14 protein-coding genes and 1 pseudogene are annotated in these 18072 nt (G+C 60.8%); 10 read left to right on the forward strand and 5 right to left on the reverse strand.

Annotated features, from left to right (window positions below):
* Window positions 1–21: 21 nt before the first annotated feature.
* Both QYH43_RS18550 and QYH43_RS18555 read right to left on the reverse strand, forming a co-directional pair.
* A pseudogene (locus tag QYH43_RS18550) lies at window positions 22–258 on the reverse strand (helix-turn-helix domain-containing protein); the annotation flags it as partial.
* A 3-nt stretch (window positions 259–261) separates the two neighbouring features.
* Window positions 262–663: a lysozyme inhibitor LprI family protein gene (locus QYH43_RS18555; RefSeq protein ID WP_095057476.1), complete on the reverse strand. Its 402-nt coding sequence runs from the start codon at window positions 661–663 to the stop codon at window positions 262–264.
* A gap of 224 nt (window positions 664–887) precedes the next feature.
* Between QYH43_RS18555 and QYH43_RS18560 the strand changes: the two genes are divergently transcribed.
* The 6 genes from QYH43_RS18560 (at window position 888) to QYH43_RS18585 (ending at window position 8644) form a co-directional block, all read left to right on the forward strand.
* On the forward strand, window positions 888–1865 hold the full coding sequence (locus tag QYH43_RS18560) for a dipeptidase (RefSeq protein WP_301157757.1): 978 nt from the start codon (window positions 888–890) through the stop codon (window positions 1863–1865).
* Between the two features lie 78 nt (window positions 1866–1943).
* Entirely contained in the window at window positions 1944–2474 is a 531-nt protein-coding gene (locus tag QYH43_RS18565; RefSeq protein ID WP_007947752.1) for a DUF5943 domain-containing protein, read from the forward strand.
* A 15-nt stretch (window positions 2475–2489) separates the two neighbouring features.
* Complete coding sequence (dgcA, locus tag QYH43_RS18570) at window positions 2490–4550, forward strand: dimethylglycine demethylation protein DgcA (protein WP_095057479.1); 2061 nt, start codon at window positions 2490–2492, stop codon at window positions 4548–4550.
* 138 nt (window positions 4551–4688) lie between these two features.
* On the forward strand, window positions 4689–6638 hold the full coding sequence (gene dgcB, locus QYH43_RS18575; RefSeq protein WP_301157758.1) for a dimethylglycine demethylation protein DgcB: 1950 nt from the start codon (window positions 4689–4691) through the stop codon (window positions 6636–6638).
* On the forward strand, window positions 6638–7858 hold the full coding sequence (locus tag QYH43_RS18580; RefSeq protein ID WP_301157759.1) for an electron transfer flavoprotein subunit alpha/FixB family protein: 1221 nt from the start codon (window positions 6638–6640) through the stop codon (window positions 7856–7858). The genes dgcB and QYH43_RS18580 overlap by 1 nt, the downstream gene beginning before the upstream one ends.
* Before the next feature lie 15 nt (window positions 7859–7873).
* A complete protein-coding gene (locus tag QYH43_RS18585) occupies window positions 7874–8644 on the forward strand; it encodes an electron transfer flavoprotein subunit beta (RefSeq protein ID WP_301157760.1) in 771 nt (256 codons plus the stop codon).
* A gap of 914 nt (window positions 8645–9558) precedes the next feature.
* Here QYH43_RS18585 and gbcA read toward each other — a convergent pair.
* Entirely contained in the window at window positions 9559–10854 is a 1296-nt protein-coding gene (gene gbcA, locus QYH43_RS18590; RefSeq protein WP_053163079.1) for a glycine-betaine demethylase subunit GbcA, read from the reverse strand.
* A 283-nt stretch (window positions 10855–11137) separates the two neighbouring features.
* Here gbcA and gbcB point away from each other — a divergent pair, with 283 nt between their 5' ends.
* Window positions 11138–12238 (forward strand): glycine-betaine demethylase subunit GbcB, encoded by a 1101-nt coding sequence (gene gbcB, locus QYH43_RS18595; RefSeq protein WP_095057484.1) that lies wholly within the window; start codon window positions 11138–11140, stop codon window positions 12236–12238.
* A gap of 129 nt (window positions 12239–12367) precedes the next feature.
* On the opposite strand, the gene QYH43_RS18600 is transcribed toward gbcB, so the two are convergent.
* Both QYH43_RS18600 and QYH43_RS18605 read right to left on the reverse strand, forming a co-directional pair.
* Window positions 12368–13192 (reverse strand): NAD(P)-dependent oxidoreductase, encoded by an 825-nt coding sequence (locus QYH43_RS18600; protein WP_301157761.1) that lies wholly within the window; start codon window positions 13190–13192, stop codon window positions 12368–12370.
* Between the two features lie 163 nt (window positions 13193–13355).
* The gene (locus QYH43_RS18605) at window positions 13356–14396 is read right to left on the reverse strand and encodes a low specificity L-threonine aldolase (RefSeq protein WP_095057486.1); all 1041 of its coding nucleotides are present in this window, start codon (window positions 14394–14396) and stop codon (window positions 13356–13358) included.
* Window positions 14397–14539: 143 nt separating this feature from the next.
* On the opposite strand from QYH43_RS18605, the gene QYH43_RS18610 reads away from it, so the two are divergent.
* The 3 genes from QYH43_RS18610 (at window position 14540) to QYH43_RS18620 (ending at window position 18067) form a co-directional block, all read left to right on the forward strand.
* Window positions 14540–15256: a TraX family protein gene (locus QYH43_RS18610; RefSeq protein WP_301157762.1), complete on the forward strand. Its 717-nt coding sequence runs from the start codon at window positions 14540–14542 to the stop codon at window positions 15254–15256.
* Window positions 15257–15539: 283 nt separating this feature from the next.
* Window positions 15540–16793: a serine hydroxymethyltransferase gene (gene glyA / locus QYH43_RS18615; RefSeq protein WP_053163070.1), complete on the forward strand. Its 1254-nt coding sequence runs from the start codon at window positions 15540–15542 to the stop codon at window positions 16791–16793.
* Window positions 16794–16816: 23 nt separating this feature from the next.
* Window positions 16817–18067: a sarcosine oxidase subunit beta gene (locus QYH43_RS18620; RefSeq protein ID WP_007980419.1), complete on the forward strand. Its 1251-nt coding sequence runs from the start codon at window positions 16817–16819 to the stop codon at window positions 18065–18067.
* The last annotated feature ends 5 nt before the right edge of the window (window positions 18068–18072 follow it).

Consider the following 18072-nt stretch of genomic DNA (forward strand, 5'->3'; position numbering starts at 1 on the left):
TACTGGCTGATGGCGTGCAGCTTACAGCTCAAGTTGACTGGCGGTGATGCCAAACGCCGCGGCGATTTTTTCGCGTGTGGCTTTGCGGGGCTTGGCGACTGTTTCCTGTTGGGCGAAGGCCGGTTGAGAAATGCCCATGCGTTTGGCTACTTCATCTTGGGTAAGGTTCAAGTGTTCTCGCCATGCGCGTACCGGTAGAGCTCCGTCAACAATGCGGCTGACAACTTCGTGAGGGATCATCATGTTTTCCATCCTTTGTATTTACTCCTGCCCAATCGACTCCAAAAACTCCGACCGCTCGTCACTCATTCGCGCCACGCAATCGTTCTGCGCAATGGTGAATGCTTTGCTGCCGGCCGTGGCGGGAAAGGCTTCTACGGCGCAATCGGCATCGCGGGTTTTCAGCCATTGGGCCTGGGCGGTCTTGATCCTGGCGGTGATGTCGGTCAGTTGCGACGGGTTCTTGCCGTAGAGCGACTGCATGCGCTCGTTCAGGCTTTTGAGGTTTTCGCTCAGCAGGTCTTCGGCGGTGGTTTTGCTGAAGACCGAGCATTCCAGGGTCTGGATGTCGTTTTCGACTTTGTCGCAGGGGTTGTCGTCGGACTCCTCCGCTGCGTGTACGCCGGTCGCAATCAGTGCCAAAGCCAGAAAGATGGATTTCATTGAGGTCGCCGCTCTATTCCAGTGATGCGACGAATTCTGGCTCAAGCGGACGGCCTTGAACAGGTCGCGGATTGTGCCTGGCGACGACCCTTTGTCGCGGATTGACGCTTTCGGCAATTCCCCTGTCGTTTTTGCACCCGGCTGCCCCGGTGCGCAGGCATATGCTGGCCCCAAAGCGCCGGCAGACGATTCGGCGCATGAATCGCTAATAAGGGGACAGCCTGATGAGCCCAGCCGAATTGCACGCCGACAGCATCGTTATCGACGGGCTGATTATCGCCAAGTGGAACCGTGAACTGTTCGAAGACATGCGCAAGGGCGGTTTGACGGCGGCCAACTGCACCGTTTCGGTGTGGGAGGGCTTTCAGGCCACCGTCAATAACATCGCCGCCAGCCAGAAACTGATTCGCGAGAACGGCGATCTGGTGATGCCGGTGCGCACCACCGCCGACATCCGCAAGGCCAAGGAACTGGGCAAGACCGGCATCCTCTTCGGCTTCCAGAATGCCCACGCCTATGAGGACCAGATCGGCTATGTCGAGGTGTTCAAGCAGCTGGGCGTCGGCATTGTGCAGATGTGCTACAACACCCAGAACCTGGTCGGCACCGGCTGCTACGAACGTGATGGCGGCCTGTCGGGTTTCGGTCGCGAAATCGTCGCCGAGATGAACCGGGTTGGCGTCATGTGCGACCTGTCCCACGTCGGTTCCAAGACCTCCGAAGAAGTCATCCTCGAATCGAAGAAACCTGTGTGCTACTCCCACTGCCTGCCGTCGGGGCTCAAAGAGCACCCGCGCAACAAGTCCGATGAAGAACTCAAGTTCATTGCCGACCACGGCGGTTTTGTCGGCGTGACCATGTTCGCGCCATTCCTGGCCAAGGGCATTGATTCGACCATCGACGATTACGCCGAAGCCATCGAGTACGTGATGAACCTGGTTGGCGAAGACGCCATCGGCATCGGCACAGATTTCACCCAGGGCCATGGCCAGGACTTCTTCGAATACCTGACCCACGACAAGGGCTACGCCCGCCGCCTGACCAGCTTCGGCAAGATCATCAACCCGCTGGGCATCCGTACCGTGGGCGAGTTCCCGAACCTGACCGAGACCCTGCTCAAGCGCGGCCACTCCGAGCGCGTGGTGCGCAAGATCATGGGCGAGAACTGGGTCAATGTCCTCAAGGACGTCTGGGGCGAGTAAGCCGCCGCACTTCTGAATCCTTTCCTGCGGCCGTCCGCGCCGCAGGCAACACAACGAATTTTCTGGAGTTAAGTTTCCATGGCCAAGATCGCCCCGCAATTGCCAATCGAAGTCGACAGCGAAACCGGTGTCTGGACCTCCGATGCCCTGCCGATGCTGTACGTGCCGCGCCATTTTTTCGTCAACAATCACATGGGCATCGAGGAAGTGCTGGGCGCCGAAGCCTATGCCGAGATCCTCTACAAGGCCGGCTACAAATCCGCCTGGCACTGGTGTGAAAAAGAAGCCGAATGCCATGGCCTGGAAGGCGTCGCGGTGTTCGAGCACTACATGAAGCGCTTGTCGCAACGCGGCTGGGGCTTGTTCAAGATCCAGGACATCGACCTCGACAAAGGCACCGCCAGCGTCAAGCTCGAACACTCGGCGTTCGTCTACGTGTACGGCAAGGTCGGGCGCAAGGTCGACTATATGTTCACTGGCTGGTTTGCCGGTGCGATGGATCAGATTCTCCAGGCCCGTGGCAGCAAGATTCGCACCGTCGCCGAGCAAGTCTACGGTGGCTCCGAAGAAGGCCACGACGACGGCTTGTTCACCGTCAAGCCGTTGTAAGTCGAGGAACCCGCCATGGCTTTCGAAGCAATGTTCCAGCCGATCCAGATCGGCAAACTGACCATCCGTAACCGCGTGCTCAGCACCGCGCACGCCGAGGTCTACGCGACCGACGGCGGCATGACCACCGACCGGTACGTCAAGTATTACGAAGAGAAGGCCAAGGGCGGGATCGGCCTGGCGATCTGCGGCGGTTCGTCCGTGGTGGCGATCGACAGCCCGCAGGAGTGGTGGAGTTCGGTGAACCTGTCCACCGACCGCATCATCCCGCACTTCCAGAATCTGGCCGACGCCATGCACAAGCACGGCGCCAAGATCATGATCCAGATTACCCATATGGGCCGTCGCTCGCGTTGGGACGGCTTCAACTGGCCAACCCTGATGTCGCCCTCGGGCGTGCGTGAGCCGGTGCACCGTGCCACCTGCAAGACCATCGAGCCGGAAGAAATCTGGCGGGTGATCGGCAACTACGCGCAAGCGGCACGCCGCGCCAAGGCCGGTGGCCTGGACGGCGTCGAACTGTCGGCCGTGCACCAGCACATGATCGACCAGTTCTGGAGCCCGCGAGTCAACAAACGTACCGACGAGTGGGGCGGCACCTTCGAAGGCCGCATGAAGTTCGGCCTGGAAGTCTTGAAAGCGGTACGCGCCGAGGTCGGTGACGATTTCTGCGTGGGCATGCGCATCTGCGGTGACGAGTTCCACCCCGATGGTTTGTCCCACGAGGACATGAAGCAGATCGCCAAGTATTACGACGACACCGGCATGCTCGATTTCCTCGGCGTCGTGGGTTCGGGTTGCGACACCCACAACACCCTGGCCAACGTTATCCCCAACATGAGTTATCCACCGGAGCCGTTCCTGCACCTGGCCGCCGGCATCAAGGAAGTGGTCAAGGTCCCGGTGCTGCACGCGCAGAACATCAAGGACCCGAACCAGGCCACCCGTATTCTGGAGGGCGGTTACGTCGACATGGTCGGCATGACCCGCGCCCACATCGCCGACCCGCACCTGATCGCCAAGATCAAGATGGGCCAGATCGACCAGATCAAACAATGCGTCGGCGCCAACTACTGCATCGACCGTCAGTATCAAGGTCTGGATGTGTTGTGCATCCAAAACGCTGCGACGTCTCGCGAATACATGGGCCTGCCGCACATCATCGAAAAAACCACCGGTGTGAAGCGCAAGGTTGTGGTTGTTGGCGCCGGTCCTGCGGGGATGGAAGCCGCTCGCGTTGCTGCCGAGCGCGGCCACGACGTGACACTGTTCGAGAAAAAAGAATTCATCGGCGGGCAGATCACCACCGCCTCGAAAGCGCCGCAACGGGACCAGATCGCCGGTATCACCCGCTGGTATCAACTGGAACTGGCACGCCTGAAAGTCGACCTGCGCCTGGGCACAGCGGCGGATGCGCCGACCATCATGGACCTGCGTCCAGACGTGGTAGTGCTGGCGGTTGGCGGTCATCCGTTCATCGAGCAGAACGAACACTGGGGCGCGGCTGAAGGTTTGGTGGTCAGCAGTTGGGACGTGCTCGACGGCAAAGTCGCGCCGGGCAAGAACGTGCTGGTCTACGACACCATTTGCGAATTCACCGGTATGTCGACTGCCGACTTCATCGCGGACAAGGGCAGCCAGGTCGAGATCGTCACCGACGACATCAAGCCGGGCGTGGCCATTGGCGGTACGTCGTTCCCGACCTACTACCGCAGCATGTACCCGAAAGAAGTGATCATGACCGGCGACATGATGCTGGAGAAGGTCTACCGCGAAGGCGACAAGTTGGTGGCGGTGCTGGAGAACGAATACACCGGCGCCAAAGAGGAGCGGGTCGTCGATCAGGTGGTCATCGAAAACGGCGTGCGTCCGGACGAAGAAATCTACTACGCGTTGAAGGAAGGCTCGCGCAACAAAGGCCAGATCGACGTCGAGGCGTTGTTCGCGATCAAACCGCAACCGTGTCTGGAACAGAGTGGTGACGGTTACCTGCTGTTCCGCATCGGCGACTGCGTGGCCCAGCGCAACGTGCATGCGGCGATCTACGACGCGCTGCGGCTGTGCAAGGATTTCTAAGCCGGCCACCTGTAGGAGCCGGCTTGCTGGCGATGAACGATAACGCGGTCTGCCTGATTCACCGCGTCGTCTGAATCGCCAGCAAGCCGGCTCCTACAAGATCGATGCATGACTCCGTGGTTTGTGGGAGCAACACCTATGTTGAACACCCTTCTTCCAATCCTGTTGTTCGCAGCCCTGGCCCTTGGCGTCCTCGGCGCGTTGCGGCGGGTGGCCATGTGGCGCCGGGGCCGGGCCTCGAAGGTCGACCTGATCGGCGGCCTGTTCGCCATGCCCAAGCGTTACATGGTCGATTTGCATCACGTGGTGGCGCGGGACAAGTACATCGCCAACACCCACGTCGCCACGGCGGGCGGTGCGGTGGCGTCCATCGTGCTGGCGATTCTGGTGCACGGTTTCGGCCTGCATAACCGCATCCTCGGCTACGCGTTGCTGCTGATGACGGCGGTGATGTTCGTCGGCGCGATCTTTGTTTACCTGCGTCGCCGCAACCCTCCGTCGCGTCTGTCGAAAGGCCCGTGGATGCGCCTACCGAAAAGCCTGCTGGCGTTCTCGGCCTCCTTCTTCCTGTTGACCTTGCCGGTGGCCGGGATCCTGCCGGAAAACTTCGGTGGCTGGCTGGTGGCTGCGATTCTCGGGGTTGGCGTGTTGTGGGGCGTGTCGGAACTGTTCTTCGGCATGACCTGGGGCGGTCCGATGAAGCACGCCTTCGCCGGTGCGCTGCACCTGGCCTGGCACCGTCGCGCCGAACGCTTTGGTGGTGGTCGTTCCACCGGTTTGAAACCACTGGACCTGAACGACCCGACCGCGCCTTTGGGCGTGGAAAAACCCAAGGATTTCACCTGGAACCAGTTGCTCGGTTTCGACGCCTGCGTGCAGTGCGGTAAATGCGAAGCAGCATGCCCGGCCTTCGCCGCCGGCCAACCACTGAACCCGAAAAAACTGATTCAAGACATGGTCGTCGGCCTGGCTGGCGGCACCGACGCGAAGTTCGCCGGCAGTCCGTATCCGGGCAAGGCCATTGGCGAGCATTCAGGGAGCCCGCATCAACCGATCGTCAACGGTCTGGTGGACGCCGAGACCTTGTGGTCGTGCACGACCTGCCGCGCTTGCGTCGAGGAATGCCCGATGATGATCGAGCACGTCGATGCCATCGTCGACATGCGCCGCCATCTGACCCTGGAAAAAGGCGCGACACCGAACAAGGGCGCCGAGGTCCTGGAAAACCTGATCGCCACCGACAATCCGGGCGGTTTTGCGCCGGGCGGGCGGATGAACTGGGCGGCGGACTTGAACCTCAATCTGCTGAGCGAGAAGAAATCCACTGACGTGTTGTTCTGGGTCGGCGACGGCGCCTTCGACATGCGCAACCAACGCACCCTGCGTGCCTTCGTCAAAGTGCTCAAGGCGGCGAAAATCGACTTCGCCATGCTCGGCCTCGAAGAGCGCGACAGCGGTGACGTGGCCCGGCGCCTGGGCGACGAAGCAACCTTCCAGCTATTGGCTAAACGCAACATCCAGACCCTGGCCAAGTACAGCTTCAATCGCATCGTCACCTGCGATCCGCACAGCTTTCACGTGCTGAAAAACGAGTACGGCGCCTTCGATGGCAACTACCTGGTGCAGCACCACAGCACCTACATGGCGGAAATCATCCAGGCCGGCGCGCTGAACCTCGGCCAGCACAAAGGCGACAGCGTGACCTATCACGACCCGTGCTACCTCGGCCGCTACAACGGCGAATACGAGGCGCCGCGTCAGGTGTTGCGTGCGCTCGGGATCGAAGTCAAAGAGATGCAACGTTCCGGTTTCCGTTCGCGCTGCTGCGGCGGCGGCGGCGGGGCGCCGATCACTGATATTCCGGGCAAGCAACGGATTCCCGACATGCGCATGGAAGACATCCGCGAGACCGGCGCCGAACTGGTGGCGGTGGGTTGTCCACAATGCACGGCGATGCTCGAAGGTGTGGTCGAGCCCCGCCCGCTGATCAAGGACATCGCCGAGCTGGTGGCCGACGCGTTGCTCGAAGATGCCGCGTCGAGCAAACCGGCTGCACCAGCCCAACGTGAACCTGCGGAGGTGCACTGATGAGCGACATTATCCGCCGCGACCCCCGTGCCGAATGGATCGCCCGTAACCGTCTGCATCCGCTGCACGCGGCCATGCAACCGGCGCAACACAGCTGGATGGGACCCAACGGCGTCATCCGCAAGAACCCGCATGGGATGGGTTTCATCGGCCCCAACGGCATCAAACGGATCGACCGAAGTGGCGAACAACAGGGTGGCGCCACCAAGCGCACCGCCGCCGTTGAGGTGCAATTGCCGCTGCATCAAGTGCCAGCACCGGCGTTCTACATCTGCGTGGTGCCGGACATGGTCGGCGGCCGCTTGAGCAGCCACGACCGCGATCTGTTGGGCCTGGCTCATCAACTGGCCGGCAGCGACGGCGCGGTGCTGGCCGTGGTGTTTGGCGAGCACAAGGAAACCACGTTCGCCACTGCAGGCGTCGATCGCTTGCTGGTGCTGGATGGCGAAGAATTCAGCGGTTATGCACCGGAACAGCGAGTCCAGGGCCTGCGGGCTGTGGATAACCAGTTCAACCCGCGTCACTGGTTGCTGCCGGACAGCCGCAGCGGTGGCGGTGAATTGGGTCGGCGCTTTGCTGCGGCATTGGGTCAGCGCCCGGCCACTCGGGTCTGGCAGGTCAAGGATCAGGCGTGCATCGGCCGCGCTGGTGCGGGTTTGCAAGACCTGGCCCGTCCGCTTGCACGCCTGATCCTGGCCGCCGTCGAATGCGCCGAACCGGTCAGCGAAACCCGTCACGAATCCTTGCCGGTGGAGTTATCCACAACCGTCGCGCGCAGTCTGTCGCGCATCGAGGATCTGGGCGCGGTAGCGGTAGACCCGGCAGCGATTCCCATGGCCGAGGCCGAGTTCATTTTCTCCGGCGGTAACGGGGTCAAGGATTGGCAGTTGTTCCACCAGACCGCAGCTGCGCTGGGCGCCACCGAAGGCGCGTCCCGCGTGGCGGTGGACGATGGCTTCATGGCCCGTGACCGTCAGGTCGGCGCATCCGGCACTTGGGTCACCGCACGGGTCTACGTGGCGGTGGGGATCTCCGGGGCGATCCAGCACCTGCAAGGCATCGGTGCCTGCGACAAGGTGGTGGCCATCAACCTCGACCCCGGCTGCGACATGATCAAACGGGCCGACCTGTCGGTGATCGGCGAGAGCGCCGAGATTCTTCAAGCCTTGATCGAGGCGGTAGAGGCCTACCGCAACGACGCCAAGCGCGATGCGGCTTAAGGGAAGGAAAGGGTTATGAGCACGAAAATCATCAGCCTGGTGTCCATCGGCGCCCACCCGACGTCCGGTCGGCCACGGCGCGCAGAACAGGATGCGCGGGCGGTGGAACTGGGCCTGCAACTGGCTGGGGATAACCTGCAAGTGCTGCATGCCGGCGACATCGCCGAACCTGCGCTGCGTGCCTATCTGGGCATGGGCCTTGAACAACTTCACGTACTTGAACAACCGGAAGGCGCTGATGCGCTGCCAGCGCTGACCGACTATTTGCGCGACGCGGGCGCTCAAGTGGTGCTGACCGGCAGCCAGGCGGAAACCGGTGAAGGTTCGGGGATGTTGCCGTTCCTGTTGGCCGAAAGCCTCGGCTGGCCGCTGGTGGTGGGACTGGCGCAGGTCGAGTCCATCGATGGCGGTTCGGCGCTGGTGCTGCAAGCCTTGCCCCGTGGCCAGCGGCGTCGATTGAAAGTGCGACTGCCGTTTCTGGCGACTGTGGATAACGCAGCGCCCAAGCCTCGGCAAAGTGCTTACGGCCCGGCTCGACGCGGCGTGCTGCAAGCACAGGACGTCGAGGTCATCGATGATGAATTGCTGGCGGTTGCCACCTTGCAACCGGCCAAACCTCGGCCGAAACGCTTGAAAGTAATCAAGGCCAAAAGCGGTGCCGACCGGATGAAAGCCGCAACGGCGAAAGCCAGTGGCGGAGGGGGACAAGTGCTCAAAGGCGTTACGGCGCAAGCTGGCGCTGAAGCCATTCTCAAGCTGCTGATTGAAGAAGGCGTTGTTCGCTGACGCTTTGTGTAGGAGCAGCCTGCGGCAGCTCCTACCTGTGTAATGGATAACCTGCCAGGTTACCCCCCACCCAATGATCCGTGTCATCGGTGACGCCTATCTTATGCACAGCCCTTGAGCGTCTTCGAGGGTTCATGCCTCAATAAAATCCAAACGTTGATGTTTACCCACAATCCCTGTTGGTGGTTCTGTGGATAACGTGTTCGCCCTTCGCTACACCCCATACAAATCAAGCCTTACGAGGCGTCGTTCAAAAAACAACCAGCCTTGTTGGTGTTTTTTCCAAGCTTTTTCAAGGGGATAAGTGCTGACGTTGATGCAGACTTGCCCCCAATCTCTGTTGGCGCTTCTGTGGATAAGATGTTTGCTTAACGCTGAAGCCCTTGTAAAACGCGGCGTTCAAGCGTTTGATCAATAAATGATCGAAACCTCATTTTGAATCGTCAATCAACGCCCGGAAGCCGAAAAACCGCGGCTTTCAGCGGTTTTCCACAGCATCGAGTAAGTTGCCCCCAAAGTCTGTTGGCCTTTCTGTGGATAAGGTGTTTGCCATACGCCACAGGCCACGGTTTACGTGGCCTGCAAAGAGTTGGTCAAAATATGATCAGTCGCCACTGAAAACCCTGGTTCTGAATAAGTCACGGATTTTCTTTGGTTTTTGTGGAGAAAGTTTTCAGAGTGTCCACACTTGTCCCCATTTGCTGTGGGTGGAGGTGTGGATAACTTGTTTGCGGAAGGCTGAGAGGCTCGGACTGTATAGCGCGGAAGGGAATAGATCATATTTCGTACAGTTCTAAACACCTGCAGGAGCAAGCTTGCTCGCGATGGACGTCAACGATAACGTTGGCAACCTGACACCCCGCGGCGTTCTCAGGTCCATCGCGAGCAGGCTCGCTCCTACAGGGGCAGTGGAATCAGCCTTGGACGGGCACACCTTTGAGATACGGCGCAGGCTCGGCCCCCAGGTTGCTCAGCAGGCGTTCGCTGTACCAGTCCACAAAGTTCACCACACCGAACTCATAAGTCTTGGAGTAAGGCCCCGGCTGGTAGGCGGTGGAGTTGATCCCGCGCTGGTTCTCTTCGGCCAGGCGACGGTCCTGGTCGTTGGTGGCGTCCCAGACCTGGCGCATGCGGTCCACGTCATAATCCACGCCCTCGACCGCGTCCTTGTGCACGATCCACTTGGTGGTGACCATGGTTTCCTGGGCGCTGATCGGCCACACGGTGAACACGATGATGTGGTCGCCCATGCAGTGGTTCCAGGAGTGCGGCAGGTGCAGGATGCGCATCGAGCCCAGGTCCGGGTTCTTGATGCGGCCCATGAGTTTGGCGCAGCCCTGCTTGCCGTCCAGGGTCATCGACACGGTGCCCTTGAGCAGCGGCATGCGCACGATGCGGTTACGCAGGCCGAAGCTCGCGTGGGCGTATGGGATCTTCTCGGCGTCCCAGGCCGCGGCGGAGGCGGCGACGTGGTCCTTGAAGGCCTGGTCGGCGCGTGGATCGGTGACGTCGTCCCATTCCAGCAGCGTTTTCAACAATTCCGGGTGCGACGCGTTGCAGTGGTAGCACTCGCGGTTGTTTTCCAGCACCAGTTTCCAGTTGGCCTTTTCCATCAAGGTGGTGGTGATCGCCACCTTGGTGTTCTCCATGTCGTACGGTTCCATGTAATGGCTGAGCGTCGACAGGAAGTCATCGATGGCCGGCGGGTTCTCCGCCAGGCTGATGAAGATGTAGCCGCCGGCGGTTTTCACGTTCACCGGTTTGAGGCCGTACTGCTTCATGTCGAAGTCGGCGCCCATTTCGGTGCCGGCGAACAGCAGGCGGCCGTCGAGTTCGTAGGTCCACTGGTGGTAGTGGCAGACCAGTTTGGCGACCTTGCCCTTTTCGCTGGTGCACAGGCGCGAGCCACGGTGGCGGCAGACGTTATGGAACGCATGCACCACACCCTCGGCGCCACGGATCACGATGATCGGGTTCTTGCCGACTTGCAGGGTAAGGTAGTTGCCCTTGGTAGGGATTTCGCAGGTCATGCCGGCGATCAACCACTCTTTCTGAAAGATTTCCTGCATGTCGATATCAAACAGGCGCTCGTCAGAGTAGAACGGCTGCGGCAGCGAGAACGTACGCTCGCGTTCTTGCAGCATTTGCGCGGTGGCCTTGCGTGCGGGTTCCAGCGGATCGCCCAGGCTCAGGGTAGTAGTGACGTCCATCGATTCAGTCCTCATGGCCATTCTGTGTGGCCGGCGAAATGTGGCTACGGTTGTGCGACGCAAGACAAAAAACAGCAGTTCTCTGTTGAAGCGAGTGTGGGGCCGGCGCAGGCCAGAACCTTATCCATGGGCGACATGATGCAATCTGTTCCCGACGCGCAACCCCCGGTCGTTGGGGGCTGGTCGCGATAAGCATGTCAATGTCGCAGATAGGTAAACGGCTGGTTCGCGCTATACGCAGAATCGCCAACATGAAGGCCGACAGTCGGCCGTGGAGATCAGCATGTCCAACACCTTCCTGAACCCGGTAACCACCCAGACCTGGGCCAATGGTCGACACATCGTCCGTTGCGTCAAAGTCATCCAGGAAACCTGGGACGTGCGCACCTTCTGCTTCATGGCCGACCAGCCGATCATGTTCTTTTTCAAGCCGGGGCAATTCGTCACCCTGGAGCTGGAAATCGAAGGCGAGCCGATCATGCGCTCGTACACCATTTCCAGCTCGCCATCGGTACCCTACAGCTTTTCGGTGACCATCAAGCGTGTGCCCGGCGGTCGGGTTTCCAACTGGTTGCACGATACCCTGCACGAAGGCCAGGAGCTGGCGGTACACGGCCCGGTCGGGCTGTTCAATGCCATGGATTTCCCGAGCCCGAAAGTGCTGTACCTCAGCGGCGGCGTCGGGATCACGCCGTGCATGTCGATGGCACGCTGGTTCTACGACACCAACGCCAACGTCGACATGACGTTTATCCACAGCGCCCGCTCGCCGAAAGACATCATCTATCACCGCGAGCTGGAGCACATGGCGTCGCGGATCGACAACTTCAGCCTGCACCTGATCTGCGAGAAACACGGCCTGGGCGAGCCTTGGGCCGGTTATCGCGGCTACCTGAACCACAAGATGCTGGAACTGATGGTTCCGGACTTCCTCGAGCGTGAAGTGTTCTGCTGCGGCCCGACGCCGTACATGCACGCGGTCAAGCGCCTGCTGGAAAACGCTGGCTACGACATGAAGCGTTACCACGAGGAATCCTTCGGTGCGACACCACCGGAGGCTCGTGCCGATGCAGTAGAGCAAGCCGAACAAGCGGCCGATGCGCCGGAAGTCGATGCGGCTGATTTGCATCAGGTGGAGTTCACCGCGTCCGGCAAGAGCATTCGCGTGGTGCCGGGCGAGACCGTGCATGCGGCGGCGGCCAAGGTCGGTCTATTGATCCCGAAAGCTTGCGGCATGGGGATCTGCGGGACCTGCAAGGTGCTCAAGCTCGGCGGCGAGGTAGAGATGGAGCACAACGGCGGGATCACCGAGGAAGACGAAGCCGAAGGGTACATCCTGTCGTGCTGCAGCGTGCCGAAGGGGGATGTGCGCATCGAGTTCTGACGGTCACGCAATAACCCTTGTGGGAGCGAGCCTGCTCGCGATGAACCTGAGAACGCCGCGGGTTGTCAGGTTGCCAGCGTTATCGTTGACGTCCATCGCGAGCAGGCTCGCTCCTACAGGGGAGGGTGTTTAGTCGACAAACAAGTCTGTCATCAGTTTGTCGCTGCTGTCCGGCGCGAAGCGGTAGTGCTCGAACTCGGTCACACCGCTTTCCCGCAGAATCTCCTCATCGATCAGCAACCGCCCGGTCAGGCTGCGTCCGCTGCTGCTCAGAATGATGTGGGCCGCATCCGCCATGATCGCCGGCGTGCGCGCATGCTTGAACGACTCCCGCGACCCCAGCTGAAACTCGATGGCGGCGGTGGCAATCATCGTCTGTGGCCACAGCGAATTGACGCTGATCCCGTAGTTCTTGAATTCCTCGCTCATGCCCAGCGTCAGCATGCTCATGCCGTATTTGGTGACGGTGTAGGGGCTGTATTGGGCGAACCATTTGGTCGCGAGGTTCAGCGGCGGGGACAGGTTGAGGATGTGGCCGTTGGACTTCTTCAAGTACGGCAGGGCGGCCTGACTGCACAGCAGCACCGCGCGGGTGTTGATCTGGTGCATCAGGTCAAAGCGCTTGAGTTCGAGGTGTTGAACACCGGTCAGTTTGATCGCCCCGGCGTTGTTGATCAGTGCGTCGATGCCGCCAAAGTGTTCGTTGGCCTGGGCCAGCGCTTCGCGCACGGCGTCTTCTTCACGGACGTCCACTTGCAAGGCCAGCGCCTTGCCGCCTGCGGCTTCGACTTCCCGGGCCACGCTGAAAATTGTCCCCGGCAGCTTGGCGTGGGGCTCGGCGCTTTTGGCAGCGATCACGATGTTGGCGCCATCGCGTGCGGCTCGTAGCGCAATCTCGCGGCCGATGCCACGGCTGGCGCCGGTGATGAACAGGGTTTTGCCTTGCAATGACATGCTGACGCTCCTGATTATTGTTATGTGAGCGGGGAGGCTCGACAAACAATGTAGACCATGAGCGCGCATTGCCTCTGTAGGAGCCGGCTTGCTGGCGATCCAGGCGACGCGGTGTCTGGTCGGCCGTCATCGCTGGCAAGCCAGCTCCTACAAAAGACGGGTGTCAGGCGGACATCACTTCACGAATATCTTTGGCCAATTCCCGCACCCGCTCTTCCTCGGTATCCCACGAGCACATGAAGCGTGCGCCGCCGTTGCCGATGAAGGTGTAGAAACGCCAGCCCTTGGCCGTCAGTGCGGCGATGGCCGGTTCCGACAGTTGCAGGAACACGCCGTTGGCCTGCACCGGGAACATCAGCTCTACGCCGGGAATGTCGCTGACCAGTTCGGCCAGCAGTTGCGCGCAATGGTTGGCGTGGTTGGCGTATTTGAGCCAGGCGTCGTTTTCCAGAATCCCGACCCACGGCGCCGACAGGAAGCGCATCTTCGAAGCCAGTTGCCCGGCCTGTTTGCAGCGATAGTCAAAGTCTTCCGCCAGCTTGTGGTTGAAGAACAGAATCGCCTCGCCCACCGCCATGCCGTTTTTCGTCCCGCCGAAGCACAACACGTCGACACCGGCCTTCCAGGTCAGGTCAGCCGGCGAGCAGCCGAGGAATGCGCAGGCGTTGGAGAAGCGTGCGCCGTCCATGTGCAGGTTCAGGCCCAGCTCTTTGCAGGTGACGCTGATGGCGCGGATTTCGTCCGGGGTGTAGACGCTACCGACTTCGGTGGCCTGGGTCAGGGTCACGACGCGGGGTTTCGGGTAGTGGATGTCCTGGCGCTTGAGCGCGACCTCGCGGATCGACTCCGGGGTCAGCTTGCCGTTTTCAGTGCGGGCGATCAGCAGTTTGGAGCCGTTGGAAAAGAATTCCGGGGCGCCGCATTCGTCGGTTTCGACGTGGGCGGTTTCCGAGCAGATCACGCTGTGGTAACTCTGGCACAGCGAAGACAGGGCCAGCGAGTTGGCGGCGGTGCCGTTGAAGGCGAAGAACACTTCGCAGTCGGTTTCGAACAGTTTGCGGAAATCGTCGGAGGCGCGGGCGGTCCACTCGTCGTCGCCGTAAGCGCGTTGATGGCCATGGTTGGCCTGTTCCATGGCCGCCCAGGCTTCAGGGCAGATGCCGGAATAGTTGTCGCTGGCGAATTGTTGGCTCTTATCGGTCATGGCCTGCTTCCGTAGTCGGAACGCCTATGGTGAAGCGTTCCGTGGTCAATGAGGGTGCGCACTTTACCCAAGATCGTCAGGAGCGCACACGGGATGTTGCTGTCGGGAAAATACACAATCGAAGGGCGATTATGCACGCGACTATGCACTTAAAGCAGCGCGACGGGGCACTGGATCTGCTCAAGTGGCTGGCGCTGTTGTGCATGGTGCTCGATCACCTGCGATATGTCGGCTTTAGCATCGATCTGTTGTATGTGCCGGGGCGTCTGGCGTTTCCGTGGTTTTGCCTGGCGATGGCAGCCAATCTGGCGCGCAAGCCTGCGGTGGTGAACGGCGGGCAATGGCGCTATCTGGGTTGGCTGTTGCTGTTCAGTGCGGTGAGTGAAATTCCTTACCGGATGTTTATTCCCAATCCGGACACGTTCAATGTGCTGCCGACGCTAACCCTTGGCCTGCTGGTGGCGCGGGGCTGGCAGCAACCGACCCTGCAATCGCGTCTGTTGGCGGTCGGCGCCTTGCTTTTGGCAGCGCTCTTTTCCCAGCGGGTGATGTTTGGTTTCTTCGGTGTTTTGTTGCCGCTGGTGTTGTTGTGGGTGATCCACCGTCCCTGGTACTTCGCGCTGATGGCGGGGCTAATCTGCCTGGCGTGCAATCAATGGCAGGTGCTGTATTTCTCCGTTCGACTGGGCAATGGCGTGGCGATGGCGGCGGTCGCCACGTGTCTGATTGCGCCATGGCTGGGGCTGTTCTTGTTGCGACATGCGAAGAACGCAAAAGCACCGCCGATGCGGCGCTGGGCGTATGCGTTGTATCCCGTGCATTTCCTGCTGTTGCTGGCACTGCGTCAGGCCATCGCATAACCCTGTAGGAGCTGGCTTGCCAGCGATTGTGGCGGGCCTGCCGATATCAATGCCGGATGTGCTGCCCCATCGCTGGCAAGCCAGCTCCTACAAGGGATCTGCGTTGAATTGATAGTTGTGTTCGGCCAGCCATTTCTTGCCATGTCGTAAACGCACCTTTGCGTGGCGCCCGTAGGCATTTGATCTCTCCAAGCCAGTCATACCATCGCTATCAAAGGGCACTGCCGAAACGCCGGTGCCTTACCGAGACGAATGGCGCACTGATGCCGCTGGGAGAGACGCGATGTTCAGCAAGCAAGACCAGATCCAGGGTTACGACGATGCACTGCTGGCGGCGATGAATGCCGAGGAGCAACGTCAGGAAGATCACATCGAGCTGATCGCGTCAGAGAACTACACCAGCAAGCGCGTCATGCAAGCGCAAGGCAGCGGCCTGACCAACAAGTACGCCGAAGGCTATCCGGGCAAGCGCTACTACGGTGGCTGCGAGCACGTCGACAAAGTCGAGGCGCTGGCCATCGAACGCGCCAAGCAACTGTTCGGCGCCGATTACGCCAACGTCCAGCCGCACTCCGGTTCTTCGGCCAACAGCGCCGTGTACCTGGCCTTGCTGCAAGCTGGCGACACCATTCTGGGCATGAGCCTGGCCCACGGTGGTCACCTGACCCATGGCGCCAAAGTGTCGTCCTCGGGCAAGTTGTACAACGCCGTGCAGTACGGCATCGACACCAAGACCGGCCTCATCGATTACGACGAAGTTGAGCGCCTGGCCGTCGAGTGCAAGCCGAAGATGATCGTTGCCGGTTTCTCGGCTTATTCCAAGACTCTCGACTTCCCGCGTTTCCGCCAGATTGCGGATAAAGTTGGTGCGCTGCTGTTCGTCGACATGGCCCACGTGGCCGGTCTGGTTGCCGCCGGTCTGTACCCGAACCCGCTGCCTTACGCCGATGTGGTCACCACCACCACCCACAAGACCCTGCGCGGTCCACGGGGCGGCCTGATCCTGTGCAAGTCCAATGAAGAGATCGAGAAGAAGCTCAACGCGGCAGTGTTCCCCGGCGCCCAGGGTGGCCCGCTGATGCATGTCATCGCCGGTAAAGCGGTGTGCTTCAAGGAAGCGCTGGAGCCTGGCTTCAAGACCTACCAGCAACAAGTGATCGACAACGCCCAGGCCATGGCCGGCGTGTTTATCAAACGCGGCTACGATGTAGTGTCCGGCGGCACCGACAACCACCTGTTCCTGGTCAGCCTGATCCGTCAGGGCCTGACCGGCAAAGAGGCGGACGCAGCACTCGGTCGCGCCCACATCACTGTGAACAAGAACGCTGTCCCGAACGATCCACAGTCGCCGTTCGTGACCTCCGGCCTGCGCATCGGCACCCCGGCGGTGACCACCCGCGGCTTCAAGGTGGCCCAGTGCGTGGAACTGGCCGGCTGGATCTGCGACATCCTCGACAACCTCGGCGATGCCGATGTCGAGGCCAATGTTGCCCAGCAAGTGTCGGCACTGTGCGCGGACTTTCCGGTTTATCGCTGAGCGCGGTTTTGGAGTAAATGACTATGCAACGCTACTCAGGTTTCGGCCTCTTCAAACACTCCCTCAGCCACCATGAAAACTGGCAGCGCATGTGGCGCACGCCGACCCCGAAAAAGGTCTACGACGTGGTCATCGTTGGCGGTGGCGGACATGGTCTCGCCACGGCTTACTACCTGGCCAAGGAGCACGGCATCACCAACGTGGCCGTGGTCGAGAAAGGCTGGCTGGGCGGCGGCAACACCGCACGCAACACCACCATCGTTCGCTCCAACTACCTGTGGGACGAGTCGGCGCACTTGTACGAACACGCGATGAAACTGTGGGAAGGCCTGTCCCAGGACCTGAACTACAACGTGATGTTCTCCCAGCGCGGCGTCTACAACCTGTGCCACACCCTGCAGGACATCCGTGATTCCGAGCGTCGGGTCAGCGCCAACCGCCTCAACGGCGTGGATGGCGAACTGCTCGATGCCAAGCAGGTGGCCGACGAGATTCCGTACCTCGACTGCTCGAAAAACACTCGCTACCCGGTGATGGGCGCGACCGTCCAGCGTCGCGGCGGCGTGGCTCGTCACGATGCCGTGGCGTGGGGCTTTGCCCGTGCCGCCGACGCCCTCGGCGTGGACCTGATCCAGCAGACCGAAGTGATCGGCTTCCGCAAGGAAAACGGCGTGTGCATCGGCGTGGAAACCAACAAGGGCTTCATCGGCGCCAAGCGCGTCGGCGTAGTGACCGCCGGTAACTCCGGGCACATGGCCAAGCTCGCCGGTTTCCGCCTGCCGATCGAATCCCACCCGCTGCAAGCGCTGGTGTCCGAGCCGATCAAACCGATTATCGACAGTGTGATCATGTCCAACGCCGTGCACGGTTACATCAGCCAGTCCGACAAGGGCGACCTGGTGATCGGCGCCGGTATCGACGGCTACAACGGCTACGGCCAGCGGGGTTCGTACCCGGTGATCGAGCACACCATCCAGGCCATCGTCGAGATGTTCCCGGTGCTGTCCCGCGTACGCATGAACCGCCAGTGGGGCGGCATCGTCGACACCACGCCGGATGCCTGCCCGATCATTTCGAAAACCCCGGTCCCGAACATGTTCTTCAACTGCGGTTGGGGCACCGGTGGCTTCAAGGCAACGCCTGGCTCGGGCAACGTGTTTGCCGCGAGCCTGGCCAAGGGTGAAATGCACCCATTGGCCGCACCTTTCTCCATCGACCGTTTCCACAACGGTGCGTTGATCGATGAACACGGCGCTGCGGCCGTCGCCCACTAACAGGA

Origin of the sequence: Pseudomonas sp. C32 (assembly GCF_030417915.1) — a bacterium.
Taxonomy (GTDB): domain Bacteria; phylum Pseudomonadota; class Gammaproteobacteria; order Pseudomonadales; family Pseudomonadaceae; genus Aquipseudomonas.